The organism is Acinetobacter sp. NigerLNRRAM0016 (genome assembly GCF_054112845.1).
On the sequence record NZ_JBSYVT010000023.1, the window covers coordinates 32,556 to 56,684 of the forward strand.

At 38.8% G+C, this 24,129-nt stretch carries 23 protein-coding genes and 3 pseudogenes; 10 read left to right on the plus strand and 16 right to left on the minus strand.

Translation table 11 applies throughout. The features are described from left to right. Window positions 1-119: 119 nt before the first annotated feature. Window positions 120-1,004, plus strand: a complete 885-nt coding sequence (locus ACWQ4X_RS13765; protein WP_457904053.1) for a LysR substrate-binding domain-containing protein — start codon at window positions 120-122, stop codon at window positions 1,002-1,004. 4 nt (window positions 1,005-1,008) lie between these two features. On the opposite strand, the gene gcvA is transcribed toward ACWQ4X_RS13765, so the two are convergent. Further along, a complete protein-coding gene (gene gcvA / locus ACWQ4X_RS13770; RefSeq protein WP_457904054.1) occupies window positions 1,009-1,926 on the minus strand; it encodes a transcriptional regulator GcvA in 918 nt (305 codons plus the stop codon). Window positions 1,927-2,069: 143 nt separating this feature from the next. On the opposite strand from gcvA, the gene ACWQ4X_RS13775 reads away from it, so the two are divergent. The 5 genes and pseudogenes from ACWQ4X_RS13775 to ACWQ4X_RS13795 all read left to right on the plus strand — a co-directional run bounded on the left by ACWQ4X_RS13775 (window position 2,070) and on the right by ACWQ4X_RS13795 (window position 6,618). Further along, window positions 2,070-2,570 (plus strand): DUF2938 domain-containing protein, encoded by a 501-nt coding sequence (locus tag ACWQ4X_RS13775; protein WP_457904030.1) that lies wholly within the window; start codon window positions 2,070-2,072, stop codon window positions 2,568-2,570. A gap of 8 nt (window positions 2,571-2,578) precedes the next feature. Further along, the gene (locus ACWQ4X_RS13780; protein WP_457904031.1) at window positions 2,579-3,265 is read left to right on the plus strand and encodes a cupin domain-containing protein; all 687 of its coding nucleotides are present in this window, start codon (window positions 2,579-2,581) and stop codon (window positions 3,263-3,265) included. Then, on the plus strand, window positions 3,258-4,343 hold the full coding sequence (locus ACWQ4X_RS13785; RefSeq protein WP_457904032.1) for an FAD-dependent oxidoreductase: 1,086 nt from the start codon (window positions 3,258-3,260) through the stop codon (window positions 4,341-4,343). The genes ACWQ4X_RS13780 and ACWQ4X_RS13785 overlap by 8 nt, the downstream gene beginning before the upstream one ends. A 19-nt stretch (window positions 4,344-4,362) precedes the next feature. Then, a complete protein-coding gene (locus ACWQ4X_RS13790; RefSeq protein WP_457904033.1) occupies window positions 4,363-5,388 on the plus strand; it encodes an alcohol dehydrogenase catalytic domain-containing protein in 1,026 nt (341 codons plus the stop codon). A 41-nt stretch (window positions 5,389-5,429) separates the two neighbouring features. Beyond that, window positions 5,430-6,618, plus strand: a pseudogene (locus ACWQ4X_RS13795) (MFS transporter). Window positions 6,619-6,699: 81 nt separating this feature from the next. On the opposite strand, the pseudogene ACWQ4X_RS13800 reads toward ACWQ4X_RS13795, so the two are convergent. After that, window positions 6,700-7,725 (minus strand): annotated as a pseudogene (locus ACWQ4X_RS13800) (TonB-dependent siderophore receptor); the annotation flags it as partial. Window positions 7,726-7,775: 50 nt separating this feature from the next. Between ACWQ4X_RS13800 and ACWQ4X_RS13805 the strand changes: the two are divergent. Beyond that, window positions 7,776-8,708 carry an IS5 family transposase gene (locus tag ACWQ4X_RS13805; protein WP_457904034.1) on the plus strand — a complete coding sequence of 311 codons (933 nt, stop codon included), beginning with the start codon at window positions 7,776-7,778 and terminating at the stop codon, window positions 8,706-8,708. A 239-nt stretch (window positions 8,709-8,947) separates the two neighbouring features. Here ACWQ4X_RS13805 and ACWQ4X_RS13810 read toward each other — a convergent pair whose 3' ends face one another. The 11 genes from ACWQ4X_RS13810 to ACWQ4X_RS13860 form a co-directional block, all read right to left on the minus strand. Then, window positions 8,948-9,850, minus strand: coding sequence for an ABC transporter ATP-binding protein (locus tag ACWQ4X_RS13810; RefSeq protein ID WP_457904035.1), 903 nt, complete (start codon window positions 9,848-9,850; stop codon window positions 8,948-8,950). 13 nt (window positions 9,851-9,863) lie between these two features. Then, on the minus strand, window positions 9,864-10,718 hold the full coding sequence (ntrB, locus tag ACWQ4X_RS13815) for a nitrate ABC transporter permease (RefSeq protein WP_457904036.1): 855 nt from the start codon (window positions 10,716-10,718) through the stop codon (window positions 9,864-9,866). 11 nt (window positions 10,719-10,729) lie between these two features. Further along, complete coding sequence (locus ACWQ4X_RS13820; protein WP_457904037.1) at window positions 10,730-12,109, minus strand: ABC transporter substrate-binding protein; 1,380 nt, start codon at window positions 12,107-12,109, stop codon at window positions 10,730-10,732. A gap of 11 nt (window positions 12,110-12,120) precedes the next feature. Continuing rightward, on the minus strand, window positions 12,121-13,458 hold the full coding sequence (locus ACWQ4X_RS13825) for an FAD-dependent oxidoreductase (protein WP_457904038.1): 1,338 nt from the start codon (window positions 13,456-13,458) through the stop codon (window positions 12,121-12,123). After that, window positions 13,455-14,585 (minus strand): acyl-CoA dehydrogenase family protein, encoded by a 1,131-nt coding sequence (locus ACWQ4X_RS13830; RefSeq protein WP_457904039.1) that lies wholly within the window; start codon window positions 14,583-14,585, stop codon window positions 13,455-13,457. The genes ACWQ4X_RS13825 and ACWQ4X_RS13830 overlap by 4 nt, the downstream gene beginning before the upstream one ends. A gap of 222 nt (window positions 14,586-14,807) precedes the next feature. Further along, the gene (locus tag ACWQ4X_RS13835; RefSeq protein WP_457904040.1) at window positions 14,808-16,448 is read right to left on the minus strand and encodes a sigma 54-interacting transcriptional regulator; all 1,641 of its coding nucleotides are present in this window, start codon (window positions 16,446-16,448) and stop codon (window positions 14,808-14,810) included. Between the two features lie 228 nt (window positions 16,449-16,676). Continuing rightward, window positions 16,677-17,438, minus strand: coding sequence for a twin-arginine translocase subunit TatC (gene tatC / locus ACWQ4X_RS13840; RefSeq protein WP_457904041.1), 762 nt, complete (start codon window positions 17,436-17,438; stop codon window positions 16,677-16,679). Next, window positions 17,439-17,846: a Sec-independent protein translocase subunit TatA/TatB gene (locus ACWQ4X_RS13845; protein ID WP_457904042.1), complete on the minus strand. Its 408-nt coding sequence runs from the start codon at window positions 17,844-17,846 to the stop codon at window positions 17,439-17,441. Between the two features lie 46 nt (window positions 17,847-17,892). Further along, on the minus strand, window positions 17,893-18,102 hold the full coding sequence (tatA, locus tag ACWQ4X_RS13850; protein ID WP_457904043.1) for a twin-arginine translocase TatA/TatE family subunit: 210 nt from the start codon (window positions 18,100-18,102) through the stop codon (window positions 17,893-17,895). A 77-nt stretch (window positions 18,103-18,179) separates the two neighbouring features. After that, on the minus strand, window positions 18,180-18,629 hold the full coding sequence (gene cynS, locus ACWQ4X_RS13855; RefSeq protein ID WP_457904044.1) for a cyanase: 450 nt from the start codon (window positions 18,627-18,629) through the stop codon (window positions 18,180-18,182). A 54-nt stretch (window positions 18,630-18,683) separates the two neighbouring features. Continuing rightward, window positions 18,684-19,241 carry an OsmC family protein gene (locus ACWQ4X_RS13860; RefSeq protein ID WP_457904045.1) on the minus strand — a complete coding sequence of 186 codons (558 nt, stop codon included), beginning with the start codon at window positions 19,239-19,241 and terminating at the stop codon, window positions 18,684-18,686. 362 nt (window positions 19,242-19,603) lie between these two features. On the opposite strand from ACWQ4X_RS13860, the gene ACWQ4X_RS13865 reads away from it, so the two are divergent. After that, on the plus strand, window positions 19,604-19,813 hold the full coding sequence (locus ACWQ4X_RS13865; RefSeq protein WP_457904046.1) for a hypothetical protein: 210 nt from the start codon (window positions 19,604-19,606) through the stop codon (window positions 19,811-19,813). A gap of 570 nt (window positions 19,814-20,383) precedes the next feature. Here ACWQ4X_RS13865 and ACWQ4X_RS13870 read toward each other — a convergent pair. Beyond that, the gene (locus ACWQ4X_RS13870; protein ID WP_457904047.1) at window positions 20,384-21,355 is read right to left on the minus strand and encodes a GlxA family transcriptional regulator; all 972 of its coding nucleotides are present in this window, start codon (window positions 21,353-21,355) and stop codon (window positions 20,384-20,386) included. 132 nt (window positions 21,356-21,487) lie between these two features. Between ACWQ4X_RS13870 and ACWQ4X_RS13875 the strand changes: the two genes are divergently transcribed. After that, on the plus strand, window positions 21,488-22,372 hold the full coding sequence (locus ACWQ4X_RS13875) for an MBL fold metallo-hydrolase (protein WP_457904048.1): 885 nt from the start codon (window positions 21,488-21,490) through the stop codon (window positions 22,370-22,372). An 85-nt stretch (window positions 22,373-22,457) separates the two neighbouring features. Next, a complete protein-coding gene (locus ACWQ4X_RS13880; RefSeq protein ID WP_457904049.1) occupies window positions 22,458-23,000 on the plus strand; it encodes a cysteine hydrolase family protein in 543 nt (180 codons plus the stop codon). 246 nt (window positions 23,001-23,246) lie between these two features. On the opposite strand, the pseudogene ACWQ4X_RS13885 reads toward ACWQ4X_RS13880, so the two are convergent. Together ACWQ4X_RS13885 and ACWQ4X_RS13890 are read right to left on the minus strand one after the other, a co-directional pair. Next, window positions 23,247-23,741, minus strand: a pseudogene (locus tag ACWQ4X_RS13885) (recombinase family protein); the annotation flags it as partial. Window positions 23,742-23,793: 52 nt separating this feature from the next. Continuing rightward, a partial coding sequence (locus tag ACWQ4X_RS13890; RefSeq protein WP_457904050.1) for a DDE-type integrase/transposase/recombinase occupies window positions 23,794-24,129 on the minus strand: 336 nt, incomplete at its 5' end.

Below are 24,129 nucleotides of genomic sequence, written 5' to 3' on the forward strand. Positions count from 1 at the left end.
CAGCAATAAGGTTAAACTCAACTAGGCATGAATATTATTCATGCCTATGATATTTTTAGTTGAGATTCGAAAGAAAAATGGAATTTTAAATGAACACTAGTGAAAAAAATTACAATCAAGTGCCTGCAATAAAAACCTTACAAGCGTTTGAACAAACTGCTCGGTTAGGAAATGTGGCAAAAGCGGCAGAGGTTTTGAGCCTCACACCATCTGCTGTCAGTCATCAAATAGCAAAACTAGAAGAAATGATTGGTCAAAGCTTATTTATAAGGGGCGCACGCGGAGTGACCTTAACACCTTCTGGTGAACGTTATTATCAAGATGTAACGACTATCTTGCATAATTTGATGTTAGCGACTGAACAAGCATCAGATAAAAGCCCAAAAGATAGTTTATATATCCATTCTTCACCTAGCTTTGGACTTCTCTGGTTATTGCCAAGATTGGAATCATTTAAAGAACAATACCCTCTCATTCAGGTAAATTTATCTTGCTCTTATGAAAACCTTCATTTCACACGAGATAAAATTGATATTGATATTCGTCATGGTATTCCAAATTGGACAGGTGTCGAAATTAGAACTGTTCGAAGTGAAAAATTAGAAGTTCTTGCCTCGCCCAAACTACTTGAACGCAGCCCAGTATCTAAGCCTAAAGATTTACTAAAAAAAGAATTAATTTTATCGAAGTCCACTCTCGTTACATGGCCCCAATGGTTTGCACATCAAGGATTAAGCATTCCTGAATTTCCTTATACTTTTAGTTTTGATCGCTCATATATGTCACTCGAAGCTGCAACTCATGGGCTTGGATTCGTCCTAGAAAGCAATTTACTTACCCAAAATTATCTAGATTCAGGCAAACTTGTGAAAGTCTTTCCTGATGAATTATCCGTACCCATATCTGCACACCACTTAGTTTATCCACGTACCCATGAGAACATTCTCAAAGTGAACCATTTTTTAAATTGGATTAATGAAGAAATTAGCAGAAATGATAAATGATAAATTAATGAGCTTTTGCTTCCTGTTTAAGCCAATCTCTAAATGCGCTTAATTTGGCAAGTGATTGGCTTTCCTCACGATATACAACATAGTAAGCAAGCACAGAAGCACATTGTAATTCAGGATAAAGCCGAATTAAACGTCCAGCCTTTAAGTCATCATGCGTCATAACACTACGTGCAAGCGCGACTCCTTGACCATCAATTGCAGCTTGTAAAACAGCAGCAGAATTATTAATTTTTAATCCTCGCTTTGTATTTTCTTTTGTAATTTTATTACAATGCAACCATTTATTCCATGTTGCAAAATCAGCGTGTTGCTCCATCGATAGATCATGAATAAGCGGAAGTTCTAAAAGCTGAACTGGACTCTCTAATTTGTCATGGTGTTCTTGATAAAATGCTGGAGAACACACTGGAAATACTTCTTCATCCATTAACTTTTCAGCAACTAAACCAGTCCAAATACCCCGACCATATCTGACGCCAATATCAATTCCATTTTCGATAAAATCTAAAGCTTTTAAATTGGTATCTAAACGCACATCGGTATCTGGATATAGTTCTTGAAATTTATCAATTCTCGGTAACAACCATTTGGCAGCAAAAGCAGGACTCACCGTTACAGTTAAAATTCCAGAAGTTCCTCCTTGCCTTAATTTATCAAATCCTTGCTTTAATTTATCAAACCCAGCACGGATATCAGCTAAAGCAATTTCAGCTTGTTCTGTTGTTATAAGACGTGTGTTACCACTGATCTGCCGATGAAACAGCGAAAAGCCTAAATACTCTTCCAAAGTGCGAACGAGCTGCCCCACCGCAGCAGGAGTGACATTAAGCTCTTTAGACGCAGCAGAAAAACTTTTATGTCGTGCACTCGCTTCAAATGCTCTCAAAGCATTTAAATGTATTGGTGAATTCATAGCGATAAAGATTTTCTTTCTATTCAAGATATTTTATCTGATTTGCTCAAACTTACAAATCCTTCAACACTATGGTCATTCTTCAAATCATCAAAGTTAACCAAATTATTTTGGCATGTCGAGCGTACCGAGAAAGTTACAAAATGTCCGAAACTTTATACGTTATTTGTAAAATCATCCTCACTGGTATTGGTGCCACAGCAATTCTTGACTTATGGGCTATTCTCAGCAATCAACTCTTCAAAACGCCTATCACCAATTGGGCTATGGTTGGTCGTTGGATTGGTCATATCCCTTCAGGGAAATGGGTTCACAAAAACCTTGATAAAACCGCACCGATCAAGCATGAGTTGGCATTAGGTTGGCTTTCACACTATCTCATTGGTATTAGCTATATCGTCATTCTTGTACTTTATGAAGGGATTGTATGGATTTCACACCCATCAATATCTTCGCCACTACTCATATCATGGATTTTATTAATAGCTCCTTTTTTCATCATGATGCCAAGTATGGGTGCAGGTATTGCTGGTTCAAACACCCCTAACCCAAACAAAACAAGACTAATGAGTATTGTCGGTCATACCATTTTTGGTCTGGGTATTTACATCAGTGCAGTTATTTTAAATATATTAATGAGTTGAGAAAAATTATGCTCATTCATGCAGATTTCTCCCAAATTGCTGTCATCAAACCCGAAGATTACCATTGGATTCACTCTCCGCATGGGGAAGTAAAACGAGTCATGTTTGATCGTATTGGGACAGAGCAAGCCCGTGCAACAAGTCTTGTAAAGTTTGATAAGAACTCTCGCTTTCCTGCCCATCAGCATCCGCTAGGTGAAGAGGTTCTTGTGCTATCAGGCATATTTACAGAAAATGATACAAATGATTTTCCAGCTGGATGGTATTTAAGAAACCCTCACAATTCTCATCATCAAGTTTCAAGCAAAGATGGAGCCTTAATTTTTGTCAAACTGATGCAAATGTCTGAACATGAAACTCAGACAACACGAATCAATACCAATGATCCCATCAACTGGATTCTTAAAGGACATAAAGCAATTTGTCCATTATACGAATCAGAATTCGAATATACCTATTTAGAAAAACTCAGCCCTTACCAGATGTTTACTAATATATCAGATCAAGGGGTCGAGATTTTCATCATTTCAGGTCAACTCCAGCAAGGCTTAGAAATTTATCCGACAGGGTCATGGATTCGTTTGCCGCCCAAACGACATGCAGATTTTCAGGTGTGTGAAAAAAATACCATGTTGTATGTAAAAACTAAACATCTACTCCATGCTCAGCAAATTTGGAATTCTAAAAATGATTAAGACCTCCATAATCATCATTGGCGGTGGTCTAAGTGGGCTATACGCGGCTTATTTATTAGAACAAGCAGGGTTTAAAGATTATCTACTCATTGAAGCAAAAGATCATCTTGGAGGTCGAATCCAGTCAAAAGATGAGATTGATCTTGGTGCAACATGGATTTGGCCCAACCTAAACCCTGAATTAATGAAACTGGTACACAAATTAAATCTTCCGTATTTCTATCAGCAATCTTCTGGGGAAATTATGTTTGAAAAACAACGTAATCAACCTGCCATACGTGTTTCTAGTGGCTCATTGGAAACACCCTCTATTCGACTAGAAGGTGGTATGGAAAGTTTAATTCTAGCTTTAACCAAAGGTATTTCAGTTGACCGGATTCTATTTGGGCATCAAGTGAAAGAAATTACCTATTTAGACGATCGCACTTTAAGTGTGAAAGTAAAAGATCGTTTGGGAACAGAAACACGATTTGGTTGTAATCAACTACTATTGGCTACTCCTCCAAGATTATCTGCAAACCAATTTATATTTGATCCCCCATTATCAACCACAACCTTAAAACATTGGACAAATACACCTACTTGGATGGCACCACACGCTAAATATGTTGCTGTTTATTCTGAAGCCTTCTGGAAGCAACAAGGCCTTTCAGGTCAAGCTCGAAGTTATGCAGGTCCATTGGGTGAAATTCATGATGCATCAACGTCCAGTAAGCATGCTGCACTTTTCGGATTCTTCAGTATTCCTTACGCTATACGTAAAGAAATGGAAGCAACAACTTTAATGGCTCATTGTCGAGCACAACTAGTCCGCCTATTTGGCTCTTTAGCAGCGATACCCCAGTCAGAATATCTCAAAGATTGGTCTGAAGATGAATGTACTGCCGTAGAGTCGGATTGGAAAAACCCAGCTCTATTTCATGGTATTGCACCTGAAAATACACCTAAGCAATGCATTTGGCAGCATAGGATCATCGGTATCTCTAGTGAATGGTCTAAAAAATATTCAGGATATTTAGCGGGTGCAATTGATGCAGCTGAAATAGGTATTGAGCAAGTTTTAAATCCTATTAAATAAAAATCAGTGAGATAGATCCATGAAAAATACATTTCAGGCGATACAAGCCAGTCAAACTGGAGAATTAGAACTAGTTGAACGTATCGTACCCACTCCAAACAAAGATGAAGTTTTAATCGCTGTCGAGGCTTGTGGAATCTGTGGGGCCGATACCATGACCATTGAGAATCCAAATCCTGATACCTTCCCCCGTATTCCTGGTCATGAAGTAGTTGGACGTATTGTTGCGATTGGAGACACTGAGTCCAACTATTGGAAAATTGGACAACGTGTTGGGGTTGGACGTCTAGGTGGGCATTGCAACCAGTGTGATGAATGTCGTCAAGGTTTATTCAATTTATGCAGTCATCAACCTGTTACGGGAAGTACACATGATGGTGGCTATGCTGAAATGATGATTGCAAAAGGAACTGGTCTAGTTTCAATCCCTGATGAACTGAGTTCAGTAGAAGCAGCTCCTTTACTTTGTGCAGGGATAGCAACTTTTAATGCACTGAAGAAATCTGGTGCCCAAGCGGGAGATACGGTTGCAATACTTGGCATAGGTGGCTTAGGACATCTTGCAATTCAGTACGCACGAAGAATGGGATTTAGAGTGATTGCTATAGGTCGTGGACAAGATATTGCTGAACTGACACATGCTTTAGGGGCACATATTTATATTAATACCCAATTAGAAAATGCTGTGGATCGTCTTAAGGAATTAGGAAAAGCTCAAGCCATTCTGACCACCATTACTAATGGTGAAGTTTCTTCAGAGCTTTTTGCAGGTCTAGCAGCGCAAGGGAAAATGATTGTGGTTGGAGTTGGGAAAGAACCTCTTGTAATTTCATCTCCCTTACTTGTTGGCGGTGAACGAACTGTTCAAGGTAGTATTACGGGTACACCTTTTGAGGTGGGTAAAACACTGAATTTTAGTGTGCTTGCAGATGTTCGTGCCAAAACAGAAGTCTTTCCATTACATCAGGCTCAGCAAGCCTACCAAAGAATGAAAACTGGAAATGCTCAATTCCGTGTTGTGCTCACAATGACTCAAGCTATTTAGCTCAACTTTTACGATAAAAGCCTCATTTAAAAAGGTTTCCTATGCTTCAAAATAATATGCATCGCCAAGTGCTTATCTTGGCGAGTTCTCAGTCTCTTTTTCAAACTGTATCCGTAATGGTCATGACGATTGGTGGTTTGGCTGGCGCCAACATTGCCAATACACCTCTCCTTGCAACGTTACCAATCGCAGCGATGTTTCTCGGTACAGCAACCATGATGTTTCCTGCATCTATCCTCATGGCTCATATTGGTAGAAGAAAAGGCTTTATTTTGGGGGCATTATTAGGGGTAATCGGAGGGATTATTGCAGCTCTAGGAATTATGTATAGTTCACTGGCGCTGCTCGCTGTAGGGACTTTTTGTGTTGGTTCTTATCAATCTTTTGCTCAGTTTTATCGCTTTGCAGCCAGCGAAGTTGCAGATGATGCTTTCCGTTCTCGTGCCATTTCTTTCGTAATGGCTGGTGGTGTGGTTGCTGCAATTATTGGCCCTACACTCGCACGGTTTGGTGGTCCAATATTTAATCATTTGGAATATGTAGGTTCATTCCTCATTATTACGGTGGTATCACTATTAGCAATCGGAATTTTGTCTGGTCTGAAAATTCCAGATCAAGTAGAAGTAAAAAACGGATTTTAGCACTGGTAGACCGTGGTATCAGATCGTATCGCAGCCTACTTATTTAGTCGCTTTATTTGGTTCTATTACGGGGTATGGGATCATGATTTTAGGTATGACAGCTACACCTATTGCCATGCGTCATTCCCATCATGAACTCAGTGCAATTACCACTGTTATTCAACTGCATGTTTTAGGTATGTTCTTGCCCTCGTTTATTACAGGTAATTTGATTGCACGTTTTGGTACGCTAAAAATTATGCTGATGGGAGTAATGCTGTTCCTTTGCTATATAGCGATGGCTTTATCAGGCTTCCACTTCTTCTCTTTTGCAACATCATTAATTCTTTTAGGTATAGGCTGGAATTTCTTATTTATTGGCAGCACTTCTCTGTTAACAGGGACATACACTTTAGAGGAGAAAGCCAAGGCACAAGCCATCAACGATATGACAGTTTTTGTGGTTGGGCTAATTTGTTCTTTTAGTGCTGGTGCTGTACTAGATATCTTTGGCTGGAAGGCGATGAATTTAGCTTTGCTTCCTTGGTTGGCAATTACTGCAATATCTTTAGTGTGGCTTAGTGCTAAGAAAGTTCCAGTTAGAATTTAGGGTTGAATTTCTAACTGCTAGTATTGAATATTAATCCTAAATAATAAAGAAAGCCCGACATCCTGTCGGGCTTTCTTTAAATTAGAAACTATATGTTATTCCTAACTTCGCAGTACGAGGTTGCCCAGGATAAACATAACGGTTGAAAGCACTATCATCATATTCTTTGTTAAAAATATTTTTGATATCAAAGCTTAAGCGTACATCTTTGTTCCAATCGTAATAAGATATAAGATCTGTAGTCGCATAACTCCCCATATTGTAGGTTTGATTGGCCGTTTGCCCTTTACGACTACCAACATAACGTTGATTCACACCTAAGCCTAAACCATTCAAGGCACCAGATTTAAACTCATAAATACTTAAAAGATTGAATGAGTCTTGTGGAATATTGGCCAAACGCGTGCCTTTTGCCAAGGTATTGTCCTTGCTTACAGCAGCATCAACATAGGAATAATTACCAATAATTTTCCATGCTGGTGTGATATTCCCGACAAGACTTAAATCAATGCCTTTACTGGTAACTTCACCTGCTGCAATGCTTTTGGTGGAATCCAACGGGTCTAAGGTTAATACATTTTCTTTCTTTACATAGTACATCGCAGTATCAAAAGAAAGCTGGTTATCCAATAAGGCATACTTCGAACCAATTTCGTAAGAAATACCTTCTTCGGGGTCGAAACCTTGATTGTTACGATCTGCACCAGAGTTTGGTTTAAACGATTTACTGATGTTGCTGTAAACCGTAAGTTGATCTGTCAGGTCATAAGTTAAACCCACACGTGTAATAAAGGCATTGTTGTCGGTAGACCAAGACGAGTTATTTACGAAGTTGCTGTAATCCTGCTGATAGTTTTCAAAGCGCATCGCAATCAAAGTATTTAAACGATCTGTAATTCGGATTTGATCTTGCACAAAGAATGCTTGGCTTTTCAATTGTTCACGATCATTCGTCGTCACGTTCACCAATTCAGGCAACGGCTGTGTGTTGTACGGTTGATTGATGTTTAAATCAAAACTGTCGATTGAACGGATGATGTAAGACTTATAGTCATAATCTTCAAGTTCAATCCCCGAGATTAAGGTGTGTTGTAAATTGAATAGGCTTTGTTGCACAAACCAACCTCTAAGGGCTTATTCCGCAATATAATTCGCATATGAATAAGCCTACACCTAAAATTTATCGTACAACCAATTGGTCATCCTACAATCGCGCTTTGATCAATCGAGGAAATATTTCAATTTGGTTTGATCCTAAGACTCAATGGTATGCGCAGCCACAAGGCAAACATGGTCGAAATCAAACTTATTCCGACACAGCCATCCAATGCTGTTTAATGATTAAATCCTTATTTCGTCTTTCTCTACGTATGGTCACAGGCTTTGTACAAAGCCTGATTAAACTTTGCAGATTAGATTGGACAGCTCCGGATTATTCAACCATTTGCAGAAGACAAAAGCATATTGATATTCAAATTAGCTATGAAAAGAGTTGCAATGAACTGCATCTACTCGTCGATTCCACGGGCTTGAAGTTTTTAGGTGAAGGTGAATGGAAACGTAAAAAGCATCAACCCGAATATCGTCGCCAATGGCGTAAACTTCATATTGGTATAGATGCTAAAACCCTGCAAATACGAGCTGTTCAGCTCACGACCAACAATGTGAGTGATGCACAGGTACTCGGTGATTTACTCAACCAGATTCCACACAATGAGCAGATTAACTCCGTTTATACCGATGGAGCTTATGACACAAAACAATGCCGTCAGGTCATTGCAGATCGGCAAGTACATGCAGTGATTCCACCCAGAAAAAATGCGAAGCCTTGGAAAGATACAAAAGTTCATTCTCGGGAGCGAAATGAATTACTACGAACAGTTAAACGTTTAGGCAGGACACTATGGAAAAAATGGTCAGGCTATCATCGTCGCAGTTTGGTGGAAACCAAGATGCACTACATCAAATTATTAGGCGATAAATTAATGGCAAGAAGCTTTCCTAGTCAAGTGAATGAGATTCATGCACGTGTGGCAGTATTAAATAAATTCACAGAGTTAGGCCGACCTCACACCCAAGTTGTCACTTAAATTTGGATAACCTGAGGAAAGTTTCGCTTTTGAATGTTTGTGCAACAAAGCCCCCCATCATGAGAATAGGAAGTGTAACGATGCCCCCACCGCCCCCTGTTAAGCCTAGTAAAATTCCAACAAATAGACCAAAAATGACTGTAAGCATAGCCACCTCCATTAATTTCCATTAGAAACGAATGAAATTAAAGATTCAGGCATCAACATACTCTCAATGTCACACGTGGATGCCCAAAAGGTTATACAGGTTGTTCCTTCATTTGCTGAACTTGTCCAATTGAACCTCTCTCATCACTGACATCTCTGGCTTTTAGGCCGGGATGAACATGTAAAGGTTCAGCATCAATCGGAATAAGCTCTTTTTTCACTTCTTTGGAACGTCTTACTAAAAAGTCTATCAGATGGTTACGGATCTGATAGTACTGGGGATCATGGTGCATCGTTTCACGACTTCGATCACGAGGTAAAGTATTCACCACAATTTCAGCCACACAGGCTTGAGGTCCATTACTCATCAACATGATTTTATCTGCCAGTAAAATGGCTTCATCAATGTCATGAGTAATCATAAAGACTGTTTGTTTAGTCATTTCACAGATTTTTAGTAGCTCGTCTTGGATCACACCTCGTGTTAACGCATCCAGAGCACCAAATGGTTCATCCATCAGCAACATCTTAGGTTCTACTGAAAATGCCCGTGCGATGCCTACACGTTGCTTCATTCCACCTGAAAGCTCACTCGGCTTTTTCTTGCCTACATTTTTGAGTCCAACCAAATCTAAAAATTTAGATGCGTGTTCTAGAGTCTTCTGTTTGGACCAGTCTGGGTAACGTGATTTAATTGCAAAACACACATTTTCTTCAACTGATAGCCACGGTAACAAAGCATGGTTTTGAAATACTACGCCACGATCTAGACTTGGCCCCTGAATCTCCTTACCTGCCATAATGGCAACGCCTTCACTGGCCTCTTCCAAACCTGCAATCACATTTAAAATTGTACTTTTGCCACAACCTGAATGACCAATTACACAAACAAACTCACCTGGCATAATGCTAAAGTTAATATGTTCAAATACAGCAGGTTGATCTTCACGGTAGCGCTTTGCTAATCCTTCGACTTTGATAAAAGGTGTATTCATCTTATTCTCCGCTCTATTCTACATAAGTCACTTTCTTTTGCAGTTGTCCAAACATCATGTCGAGTAACATCCCAATTAAACCAATTAGAAAAACTGCAAACACTACATTGCCAATTGACAAGTTATTCCATTGATTCCAGACAAAGTAACCAATACCTGTACCCCCTACTAACATCTCAGCAGCAACAATCACGAGCCATGCAATCCCCATTGAAATTCGCATACCGGTAATGATGGTAGGTGCAGCAGCGGGTAAAACCACCAAGAAAGCCTTACGAAGTGGATTCACTTCTAGAACTCGTGCCACATTGAGCCAATCTTTACGTACAGCTGCTACACCAAAAGCGGTATTAATCAGCATCGGCCACAGTGAGCAAATGAAAATCACAAAGATGGCGGAAGTCGTTGAGTCTTTGATGGTGTAAAGTGCAATCGGCATCCAAGCTAAAGGAGAAATAGGTTTTAAAATCTGAATAAATGGATCAAGAACTTTGTATAGCAAAGGAGAATTACCAATCAAGAAACCCACCGGTATGGCAACCATTACCGCAAGCAAAAAACCAATCGCTACACGGCCCAGAGAATGCATCAACTGGACACCAATACCTTTGTCATTTGGACCATTGTCATAAAATGGATCTTTGAGCTGATTGATAGTGATATCGACAAACTGCGCGGGTGTCGGCATGCCATTATTGGCTTTAACATTTCCATATTCATCTGGAATTTTTCCCATCAACTTTGCATATTCAGTTTGTTCACTGGTCATACCTGTCGTTGGTTTTGGCATTGTTGCGATTTGCCACACCATCAGAAGTGATAACATGAGGAAACAGGATAAAACCGCTGACTTTAATTTAAAGGACATGTGCAGTACTCCTATGATGTGCGTTTAATTTTGAAACTATTGATATAGGCATCGGGCTGGGTTGGATCAAAAACTGTCCCCATCACAATAATTTTTTTTCTCTTTTGATATTCGCTTGGATGGAATACACCCAATTCTTTCATTTGCTTTTCAGCATCTGTCATTAGAAAAATCTGCTTGGCAATATCTTGATAATTCACGTTTGCTTTGAGATACCCCCAACGCTTCATTTGAGTTAAGATCCAAATCGCCATCGAGTCCCATGGCATTGGATCGAACCCTGCCCGATTCGGTTGGTGAATGACATTACCCAAACCATCTGCAAAACGGCCTGTTAATGTCTGCCGGACCACAATTTCAGGTTGATTGAGATAATTTGGTTTTGAGATCACCTTAGAGATGTTCATTAAATTTTCTGACTGATTGGCCAAATTCGCTGACTTCAAAATTGTGCGATACAATGCGGCAAAGGTATTCGGGTTTTGCTGAATAAAGGCTTGAGATGTTCCAAAGGCACAACATGGATGACCATCCCAAATGTCTTTAGATAAAATATGAATAAACCCCACTTCTTCATAAACAGCACGTTGATTAAATGGGTCAGGGCCCAAGAATCCATCAATGTTTCCAGCTCGTAAATTTGCAATCATTTCCGCGGGTGGCGTCACTCGAATCTGAATATCGCGGTCTGGATTTAAACCATGCTCAGCCAAGTAGTAACGCAACAGAAAGTTGTGCATGGACTGCTCATAGGGAATTGCAAAGCGAAAGCCTTTCCAGTTTTTCGGGTCGCGGTTATTTTTGTGCTTTAATGCCAAAGTAATACTTTGACCATTGGTGTTCTGAACTGACGCCACTCGCATAGGTTGAGCACTTGAACCAATCCCCATACTAATAAAAATAGGCATTGGTGCCAGAAAGTGTGAGGCATCCAGTTCATTGTTCAGCATTCGGTCGCGCACCAAAGCCCATCCTGCAACCTTTTGAAGTTGCACATCTAGACCTTGCTCCTTATAAAGTCCCATTGGATGCGCCATGATTAAAGGTGTGGCACAGGTAATTGGAATAAATCCAACATCCAGCGTTTTTTTCTCCAAAGGCCGTTTTTCTAAAGCCATGGCTTGTAAGGATTGAATGGGAAGTATTGAACTGATCGCAGCTAAAGCCGTACCCGCACCGACCGTTTTTAGAAATTGTCTTCGCGTTACTTCTTGCGGAAAAATTGCTTTCATCAATGCTGCTTCAACAAAATCATGTGAGTTCTGCTCAATCACTGATTCGGTTACTTGAAGCGCAAGCTGATGCTCTGCCTCCGATGAATGTTGACCACATTGACATCTACCCAATGTTGAGTCTGAGGCATAGGGGCGATAACGGTTATGATGTTCCATATGCGTACTCCCTATTTATGAGCCATTTTAAATTCGGCTGTGATCGTTGTTTGATGACGTTGTTGCATATGCAACATCCCTGTGTGATCTTCAATACTTTCCCAAGGCAGATCAGATTTTGGTGAACCTTGAATTTCGATAGAAACCGTTTTGGTTTTAAGTTTGATCAACGGTATGCTGTGTTGATAGCCTGTATGCTCTTTCTCTAAAATATGATGTGCAATGGCTTGAGCTTGTTTAGCAATCGGCTCAATGAAACGACAAGGCGAACCATTTAAACTGATACAATCACCTAGTGCATAAATATCAGGTTGGCTTGTCTGTAATGTCATAGGGTCAACCACATAGCCATTTTCAAACGCTAAACCAACTTGTTTAGCCAATCTTGAATCGGTTCTCAGGCCCAGTGAAACAATAATTAAATCAACTGTTAATGTCTCACCATGATCTAAATACAAAACTTTTTTACTGCCCTTTTCCTCAATTTTTTTAACTTGGGCATTACCATAGAACTGGATACCAATTTTCTCCTGCTCTCCGACAAGTTTCTGACCAGCACATGTCGGCAATAAAGTGGATAATGGATATGCATTACGTTCAATCAAATGCACGCGATATCCAGAACTGGCTAAATCCTCTGCAAGTTCACACCCAATCATTCCTGCCCCGACCAATGCAATACTCACCTCAGAGTTAAGCTTGTTTGAAAGTGCCTTCCAGTGATCTAAGCTATTGATACGCCAGCAAGTCTTTGGAGAAAATGGCATGGGAAGAAAAGATTGTGCACCTTGAGCAAGAATCAATTTTTGATAAAAAAACATACCTCGTGTCGTGCGAATCATTTTTGCTTGCACATTGATTCCTGTTACAAAGCAATGTGTTACCAATTGGACATTTAGTCGTTTAGCTTTATCAATCGCACTTTCTTTCACTAACTGATCGGGGGTGCGCTGGCGGGAAAATGCAACAGAAAGCTCAGGCTTATGATAAACATTAGCCTCACACGCACTGATAATCGTAATTGGTCTATTCAAATCCAGGCGACGTATATTTTCAGCAGCAGACCAACCGGCTAAGCCAGCACCCACAATAATAATTTGCTCTGCTGAATTTTTAATAAATGGACTGCTATCGGCTGAGATCGATGTGTAATCAAGTGCCACATAGGGTTCAAAATCTAGTTTGGTTACACCGCATAAAGGGCACTCCCAGTCATCAGGAATATCCTCAAAACGAGTACCAGCTACTAGACCACTATCTGGATCGCCTAGGGCCTCGTCATAAATCAGACCACATGCTCGGCAGATATATTTTTTCCATTCGATTGCTGTTGTTTGAGAGTTATTCATGCTGGTAACTCCTCTTTAAGCAGTCGTTGCATTTCCCAGCGTAAATGTTTAATAGCAGGGGTGACAATTGCAACAAAATGGGCTTCTCGAATGCGACGTTGTGGAGCGGCCGTTTTTAAATATCCTCTGGCACCTTGATGCAGTAATGCAGATTGTGTCGCCCGTAGGGCTAATGATGCTCCTTCAGCACGTGCGTCCAAAACATCTAAAAATTCTTCTGCTGGGGCTGTAAGTGGCTGTTTAGCCAAACTCATTACCCGTGACAAAAGACTATCGAGTTCGAGTTGTAATTGTTCTGCAGAATCTTCTAAATATTGATTCACATGACCTAAATGCTGACGAACTTCTAAAATAGAATCGATACTTCCGGCCACCAAACCACTAGCCATACCCGCCTGAAGTAAAACAAAGGCTTGTTTCACTTTTTGAATGAAAGGTTTTGCTGGCACAGCTATTAATTGATCCGGTGACACAAAATAGCTAACTAGATTAATTCTCCAAGTGCTAGTACCTTCCATTCCCGAGAATTCAGGACACTGACTTAATTTGACCCGTTCATCCAGATCAAGGATGAACATAATTTCATATGGCTCTTGTTGGTCATTGAGAGGTTCTACCATAGCGATTGCACCACAATACTGACCGTATTGAATATGACTCACCCAGGGTAAAGTGCCAGACACCTCATAACCATCACCCACTTTTTTTGCCTTAAAGACCATTTTTTCAATGCCTGCAAATGCTTTCATGGGATTGGAAAGTGCAGTTCCTCCAAAGCTATTTCCTTCAGCATGATCTTTTAAACGTGCAATCAACGCTGGATTATTTGACTCTTGCATATATAAGCCACAGACCATATGACACCACATTAAAAATGCAGTTGAGCCACAAGTTTTTCCAACTTCATGCATCGCTAAAAGCGCCAAATCATAACGACTACCGTACATTTTTAAATGTGCCGCTAAAGCCCCTGTTTGAGCCAATGCTTGCATGACATCTAAAGGATAATAGCCCTCATCAATGCTTTGAACTTTAGGTAACAGTTTTTCTTGAATGACAGATTTAATTTTCGTTAAGAATTGATCGGCATGGGGATGTTGTTCGATGTGAATATTTAAACTGGTCATTTGGTTATTCCTTCTCTTATCAGATCTAAAGCAATGTGATCAATACTGCTCGTTTAAATCATTTAACGGCTCTATGCCATAAGGATTGCAACCATTGTGCCAAGCATTAAAATTATTTTTTATTAATAAATTTCAATAACTTAATCTCTTAAAAATTTTTATAGTTCTTTATTTTGTCAAACATTATTTACAAAGTCTGACATTTTGTACAAATGAACAATCTCAATTGGATTGTTCGTTCATTTTACCCAGACGATAACTAAACTGCCGTGGTGTCATTCCTAACAATTGCGCAGCTCGAGTTTTATTTCCACCCGCGCGCTCCAAAGCAGTCATCAATTCATTCATCTCATGTGAATCTACTTTTGCATAGGGACGAATTGAAAAATTATTTGGCATTTCAGCTGGATATGGCATATGAAATGCAGCCGATGCTATAGGTGCGGGATAATGTTGTCTGCTTGGAAGGTGAATATTTTCTGCCTTATTTTGAGTTAAAAAAAATTGAATATCTTCTGAACTTACAATCGACTTATCACTAAGTAAAACCAGACGTTCAATAAAATTAGAAAGTTCTCGGATATTCCCAGGCCAAGTATGCTGTTGTAGTTGATCCAATGCACTTTGATTTAAATGCAGATTTTTCTGATTGTTCTGATTCGTTTTATTTAAAAAATACATTGCCAGTAAAGGAATATCACTGCGGCGTTCTGCTAAAGTAGGCAGTTGAATTGGAATCACATTGAGTCGATAGAATAAATCCTGTCTAAAGTTACCTATATTAACTTCGTGCGCCAAATCTCTGTTAGTAGCTGCAACGACTCGAACACTAATTTTAATTTCAGACTTGCCTCCCAAACGCGTTAAAGTACCTTCTTGTAGCGTTCTCAACAGTTTGGTTTGCATCAGCATCGGCATTTCCCCAATTTCGTCAAGGAAAATTGTCCCACCATTGGCTTGTTCAAAAAAACCAGCTCGCATACCGACTGCGCCAGTAAATGCTCCCTTCTCATGACCAAATAATTCAGATTCAAATAAGTTTTCAGGGATTGCAGCACAGTTAACTTTGATGAATGGTTCTTCTCGGCGTGGACTTGCCAGATGTAGCGCACGTGCGAATAACTCTTTGCCAGTACCTGACTCCCCCAGTAAGAGAACACTAGCATTGGCTTGTGAAACCTGTTCGATAGTGGTTATAGCTTTGAGAACTTGGGGGGATTTGCCAACAATACCATAACGTGTACTGTCCGAATGGAACATTTTTTTTAACCAATCATTTTGTAATGCCAACGCACTGGTTTTGTCTTCAATATGCTGATGCATATACAAAATCTGGCTAATCATAGTGGTCAAGATTTTTAAGATCGTTAAATCATCATTCATCATCCGCCTTCTCAACCGGATACGATGACAAGCCAAGACCCCCACAGTTTTAGAATCAACATGAATAGGCAAAGCATAAAAAGAGACTATTTCCTGAGGCAGGTTTTCGCGCTTAACACTACGCGCTAAAAAATTATGATCCTCATCGATGTTTTGAACAATAATGGTTTGTCCCATCTCTAAAACACTACCTGTGATCCCCTCACCTAGAGCATAGCGACCACGTTCAACTTCTTGACGCGTTAAACCATAGGCATATTTAATACTACCAAATTTTTTATTGTCTTCTAATAAGATAATACGACCACGATTTAGTCCCAATAATTCAGACATAAGATGAAGGATTTCTCTAAATACAATTTGGGTATTTAGTTGCTTACTGGCCAAAGATGTCACTTGTTGTAAAAGCAACATTTCCTGGGTGCGCCAATAGGCTGTTTCCGTATTGAGCTGGGTCACTTCGTTAACGTTATTGCTCATGTTAAACGTATCCCTTCTAATTCCATATTAATATTTAGGGATTGCTTCAGCAAAACCTGTACCAACAGGAGATTCTCATCAACTAAAATTTTGAAAAAAAACAATTATGCTCATTTAACGAGCATAAAGATGCATTATACAACTACAGACTAACCGGATTGAGGGATGATTTGAATTCTACTTTGTTGGTAACTAACCTGAAATTCTAACTAACTCTAAAGTGTATGTTTAATTGATCTCTATACGTTTTGCATTTAAATATAACTTTGAAAATGCTAAACCAATTTCAAAGAGCAAATACATAGGAACCGCAAGCATAATCATGCTCAGCGCATCGGGTGGTGTAATAAACATCGCTACAAAAAAACAGCTCACAATAACCAAACGACGTTGTTGCTTCCAGACATGGACTGATACGATTTGATTGATAGAAAGTAAAAAAATTACAATCGGAATTTCAAAGATCATTCCAAAGATAAAAAATAAACTCAAACAAAATTGAAGATAGCTTTGAATATCCGTCATTGGTAATACACTATCAGGACTAACACTCATAAAAAAATGGAGCGCTGTCGGTAAAACAAAATAATATGCCCCGCTCGCCCCTAGATAAAATAAACCAATCGCACAGAGAAATAACGGCAATACCAGTCTCCGTTCAATATGTTTAAGGCCCGGTTTAATAAAGTTCCACAGGCAATACACCAATATTGGCAAGCTGATTAATACACTGACAAATAAAATGAGTTGAATCGGCGCAACAAATGTTCCTGTAACCGAGGTTGCAATCATCTGACTTTGATTAGGTAATTGTTCAATTAGGGGTTGGGAAATCCACTCATATATAGTTTTGTAAAAAGGTAATAATCCAAGCACCAACAACATTACAAAACCAAGCATTTGAATCAAACATTTTCTTAAAGCACGAATGTGTCCTGTCATTGGTAAAATTGCAGTATCAGGCTCAGCAAGTACATATGATTTTTTCATTTAAGCTACCTCCTGCAAGTGCTGTATTGAAGCCTTATGCTGCAAATTTTGTTGTATTTTCGCTGCCCAAATTTCCTGCTGCAATGCATGACTATGTAATTGATGGATTAAGCCAATAGTGCATAATTGATTCGAACGGATCCGAAATAACTGCTGAATGAACAGACTGTGATAAGGGGAAAATGCAATTGGGTCAAGGTAGATATATTGCTTTCGAGACAATTCTATAGGACTATAATATTTTTCGATTTGTGCTTCTAAATCATAAATATTGCTGTCAAAAACATACTTTGTCTTTTTATAAAAAGAACGTGCTTTCGCCAAAACAAATGGTAGCTTTTCTGGACCCAGAATTAAAATTGCTAGAATTACAAACACAATGAATTCTGTGATGCTTACATTAAGCATAACTATCCCTCCTTAAATCAGCACATCATGTTCTTCATTGCACTTACTACTTGTCCTGTGCAACTTGAGTTGTTTTGTGATTCTGCTTTAAGTCATCCTGAGAATTGCCGATCATGGCAGAATCATCATTGATACTGTGCCGAAAATCTTTCATTGCAGTACCTAAATCACGACCAAGAGTTTTAATACGTGAAGTACCAAACACCAAAATCAATACAATCAGCATGATCAAAATATGCCAAATGGATAATCCCATGAAATTTTCTCCCAAAAATTAACCTCGTGATAGAAAATATCTAAAGGCTCATGCCTGAGCCTTTAGTCGTAACAGAATTAGTAACTCTTATATGGCAAGAATTTTCCTGAGAGGATGACATTGACACGGTCACCATTTGAATTGCTTTCACGCTGGATATCCATACTAAAATCAATCGCACTCATGATCCCGTCACCAAATTCTTCATGAATTAATTCTTTAATGGTTGAACCATAAACACTAACCACTTCATACCAGCGGTAAATCAGTGGATCGGTTGGAACAGATGTAGGTAATGACCCTTTGTAAGGGACAATTTGTAGCCATGCCACCGCTTCGTCAGACAGATCAAATATTTCACCCAATTTTTCAGCTTGTGCTTTATCAAAAGCCATTTGGCCTAGACAACCTGATGTCACCCACTCTTTTGATAAGCCAAGTTGCTCTGCAACGTCAGACCACTTTAAACCTTTCATGACTTTGGCGGAGATAATTTGTTCTGTGACCTGATTTCGATTTGTAATCATCATTTTTTCCAAAATTTTTATAAAAAGAGAAATAAAGGCTTAGATAAATTCTATTTATTCATCCATTAAACTGATACTAAGTGCGATAGGATTACGCATAGAATTGGCAACTGGTGAGTAGAAATTGGCATGTTTCACAATTTCATCCAATTCTTCACGTGTTGCATCCCCCTCAATTAACACTTTAACTCGAATCGCTTGGAAGCCCATTTCTTCAGGCGCTTTTAATGCACCACCTGCACCCCAAGCGGCAGGATTACCAATATCTGCTTCTAAGAAAATTTCAAGCTTGCTTAATGGGATACGTTTCCATGTCGCTACAGCTGTAATACCAACAGCTAAACACCCCCCCAAACCAGAAAGTACAATTTCACCTGGTGCTGGTGCGGTATCTTCACCAAATAAATGTAAAGGCTCATCCACCACAACAGGCTGATGGTTTCCTACATAACTTAAGCTTCGATACATGCCTTGCATGATGGTATGTACCTTGTTTCCGCCCATGCTTTGTGGGTTATTACGACCTTTTTCAGCAAAGGCCATTAAGCCATCACGGTCAATCGGTTTAAGATGAGTTTTTACAGTTTTAGCTTGCTCGATTACATCTGACATAGGTTTCACCTTTTAGGTTGATCAATTGTTTATGCCATATAGATAGCAAACTGTGTGCCAATAATTTTTATTCAATAAAAACAATGGTATAAAAAAAATTTAGTATTTTTTTAAAATGCTTGATTAGACATTGATTACAAAGTTCGACATTTTGTCCGAAGTGTCAAATGCTATATATTCTATGTTGCTTAAAATCTTAGTACTGAAAAATGAGTTCATTAGCGAAGCCAATCTAAGAAAAATAAAAAATTCAAAAATGGTTATCAAACTATAATTCTGGTGAATTCTATAATTTGTAAAATTTTCTGTTTCAGATGGCTTCGTTATATAAGATTTATGAATGCTTTTGAGCTAGCTTATTTTTGATCGGGCAGATTATTGGTACATTACAGTATATCTCTCAATTGAATGAAACCATGGGAGAAAGTACTGTATCTTCATTCATGAAAGCTTATTTCATTCCTGGAATGGGACACTCTTTTGCAAATGGCACGTCTAATAGTAATGCCAATGTTGCGCTACCAACCAATCAGGAGATGTATCAAGCCTTAACAAATTGGGGCGAAAAATGAATTCAACCATCTTCTCTAACTGCATATTCAGAAACAAAAGATCGAAGCCTGCCAATTTGGGTGTATCCGCAAAAATTAGCTATATTTATGGAAACATTAATAGCGTTGAAAGTTACATGTATAGTTAAGATACAGGAAATAAAAAAGCCCAACATCCTGTTAGGCTTTTTCGTATCGGTGGTTTAGGTATAACTCCTGTCGTACCTCACGTCCTGGTGTTGCACTTATCATTATTGTTTTATGTGTTGGAACATCCTGTTCTCTATGCCCCATCATATGAAAAATCGCAGGGATGCCATAGACGCAATGGTCCTTAATTGATATCAGCCTGAGCTTACAACATTGCTCAAAACTTACCCCAAGGTTTATCCGCAGAAATTGCGGATAATTTCCGAAGTGCAGGCATTGAGTTATCAGGGAAAAGTCAAAATATGATCGTTTTTTAATCAATTTAATTGACTGAAAGTGACAGACCTGTTCAATACAAAGCCAACTTGTTTCAAAGTCGGCGTTTTGTGTATTTTTTGGCTAAAGTTAATTCTTTAAGTATCTGATATTTATATTTTGGGCTTACAGAGGCGAATTATTCTCATTAATGATCCCAAAAGATTTTCTCCACGCTTGAGGACTGGTACCATATTTTTCACGAAAATTTTTTCTAAATGACACGGTATTATTAAAACCTGAAAGCTCAGTTATCTTTTCGATAGACAAGTTTGTCGTTTCTAAAAGTTCACAACTTAATCTAATTCTTTCAGTACTCAGCCAATCGACTAAGGTCATACCTGTCGCTCTCTTAAAATGCCGTGTGAACGTCCTACGAGTCATGTGTGTCCGTGCAGCTAAGGTTTCAATATTATGTTGTGCAGCTAAATTCTTTCTTAAAAAATCAAGCAATAGGTTAATTTGTGCATCTTGGCTTGATTCTGCTATAGGTTGTTCAATGAACTGCGCTTGTCCACCTTCACGATGAGGTGGTATCACCATTATTCTAGAAACTTTATTTGCAATTTGTGCATTATAGATTTCACGTACCAAGTATAAGCAGCAGTCTAACGCTGCGCCTGTTCCAGCAGAGGTTACGATCCTTTGGTCTTCTACATACAAGGCATCATGATCAAGCTGAACCTGTGGAAATCGCTCATTGAAATCTTGTTCAGCCATCCAGTGCGTCGCTGCTTTTTTATGGTCAAGTAAGCCAGCATATGCTAATGCATAAGTTCCATAGCATAACCCCACAATTCTAATTCCAGTCTGATATGCGCAATTTAAAGCATCGATAAGTACTTGTTCAGGCTCGTGATTAAAATCATCCCACCCAGGAATAATAATAAGATCCGACTCTTTAATAAGTTCGATCCCACCATCAGGCATAATCATCATGGATTGTTCTGTTTTTACAGGCTGAGCATCTATAGAAAAAATTTTAAGGTCAAATAAGGGTTTATCTTCAATTTTGATATTGAAGATAATGTGGGGAATAGAGAAGTGAAATGGATTTATATTGGGATAGACGAACAATCCAATCACTGGTATAGCCATTAAACCAACCTTTCTAAAATAATGAATATAGCATGTTGTCCCAATAGTTTCGATGTTTGTCTTTAAGGACAATTTTTTTGTTTGATGTTTTCTATCATGATTCAAGTATGACTAAATGATTGGATCTGGAACATGAATAAAATTTTAAGTAGTTCTCTTATTACACTCTCTCTGGTAATGGCTTCAGTCCATTCATATGCGAATGATAAGGTGGTTCAGAGAGATACCTCTAAAGTCACGCATATACAAGAAATTCGCAATGCAACGATTAAAGTAACCTATGCTGATACGACTTTTTTAATTGACCCAATGTTTGCTAAAAAAGGATTCTATGAAGGTTTTCCTAATACTCATCGTAGCTATTTACGTAACCCATTAGTCGATTTGCCCATCAAACCCGAAACGATTTTAGAAGGTGTAGATGCGGTAATCGTGACCCATACCCATTTAGATCATTGGGATGATGCAGCACAAGCGGCTATTCCAAAAAATATGCCTGTTTTTGTACAAAACACACAAGATCGAAAAACGATTCAATCACAGGGTTTTAAAGATGTTCGCATTTTGGCTCAAACATCTTTCCAAGGCATTAAGCTGACTAAAATTGGCGGTCAACATGGTACTGATACCATGTACCGTATTCCTAAGCTTAAAGCTCTATTAGGTGAAGCAATGGGTATGGTATTTGAAGCTGATGGTCATGAAACGGTTTATGTGGCTGGTGATACGATTTGGCATCCTGAAGTTGATCAAGCAATTCAAACATTTAAACCTGATGTCATTGTCCTAAATACTGGGAAGGCATTAATCAATGGCTTTGATGACTCCATTATTATGGGTAAAGAAGATACCTATATTGCTACCCAAAAAGCACCAAATGCAAAAATTATTGCTGTTCACATGGATGCTATTAATCATATGTCGTTAACACGTGCTCAGCTTGCTGAATATGTAAAAGACAAAGGAATTCAAGATAAAGTACTAATTCCAGCCGATGGTGAAACCCTTTCATTTTAAAGTAACTTAAAGAAATGGAATACTTCCACGTCTTTAAAAAACCTAAGTAGAACAAAACAAATATTAGTTAAGTAAAGGAACAGATATGTCAAAATCAGCTTTATTAGTTATCGATTTACAAAATGAATATCTACCTACAGGTAAATTACCATTGGTAAATATTGAACAAGCTGCTGCTAATGCAGTGAAAGTAATTGCGAAGGCCCGTCAACAGGGTATTCAAGTGATTCATGTCCAGCATATTGCTAATGCTGAATCTCCTATATTTGAACCCAATTCAAATGGTATTGAATTTCAGGATGCAGTTAAGCCACACGTAGATGAAACTGTAGTAATTAAAAATCATATCAACGCATTCTTAAATACGAATCTCAAAGAAATTTTAGATAGTAATCAAGTGACTGAGCTAGTCGTGATTGGCGCTATGAGCCATATGTGTGTTGATGCTGCTGTACGTGCTGCTTCTGACTTTAGTTATAAGGTAAGAGTTATTCATGATGCTTGTGCAACGTTAGACCTAGAGTTTAATGGCGTTAAAGTACCTGCTGGTCATGTCCATGCATCATTAATGGCCGCTTTTGAATTTGCATATGCTCAAGTTATATCAACTGAAGATTATGTTAGCTAAAGATTAAGTTTCCCTAAAATTAGCATAATGCACGTTATACGAAATTCTTTATTTATTCTTATTTAAATCATAAATTTACATAAAACCGATCTAGGGTTCAGCGCACTAGATCGGCTTTTTCTTGATTCTTCACGTTCCACGTACACTATTTGAGCAAAGTTCCATATATTTGATTAGTTCATATTAACGGTACCTTGAGCTAAAAGAGTATTCGGCAACATATCATCAATGACTTTTTAAAAAGCTCTACATCAATTGATGTTCATCGCTAACTTTCAAATAACGATATACAGCCTGACGGCTAATACCATATGCCTGGCCTAATGCCATTTTTGAAGGGTACTTCCCTGCCTTCCATTCTTGTCGCAAAGTTTCAGCTTGTTCAGGTTTCAACTTATGTACACGACCTTTATATTTTCCTTGCGAAGAGGCCAGTCTAATTCCTTCCTTTTGTCGCTCTAAAATAATTTCACGTTCGAACTGTGCGAAAGATCCCATCAGTTGCAGCATCAAATTATCCATAGGCGTAGATTGAGCCGTAAATGTAATATTTTCTTTGACAAACTGAATAGCAATTCCTCTTTTGACAAGTTGATCAACTTCAGTGACCAAATCTTTCAAACTTCGCGCAAAACGATCCATGGAATGTACAACAACCCTGTCCCCTTCTCGAACATAGTTCAACATTTCTTGAAATTTTGGTCGATCTGTATTTTTGCCTGAAGCACGGTCAATAAATATGGCACTGTTGCAAATAGAGATTTGAGTCGATGATGTTCCCTTTAAAAAGTACTTAGAGACCGAAAACCCTGTTGATTAGACACACTTCACCCAGAGGCTGGCCATAATAAAATGATGAAGCTTGTCCTTTACGCAGTGCACGCATGACTTCAATCCCTTTAATTGTGGCATAAGCCGTTTTCATAGATTTGAATCCTAACGTGGCCCTGATGATCCGCTTTAACTTACCATGATCACATTCGATCACGTTATTTTTGTACTTAACCTGCCTGTGCTCAATGTCTGGTGGACATTTTCCTTCCTGTTTTAACCGTAATAAAGCACCTCCATATGTGGGTGCTTTATCCGTATTGATCACTTGTGGAATTTGCCACTTTTTCACATTATT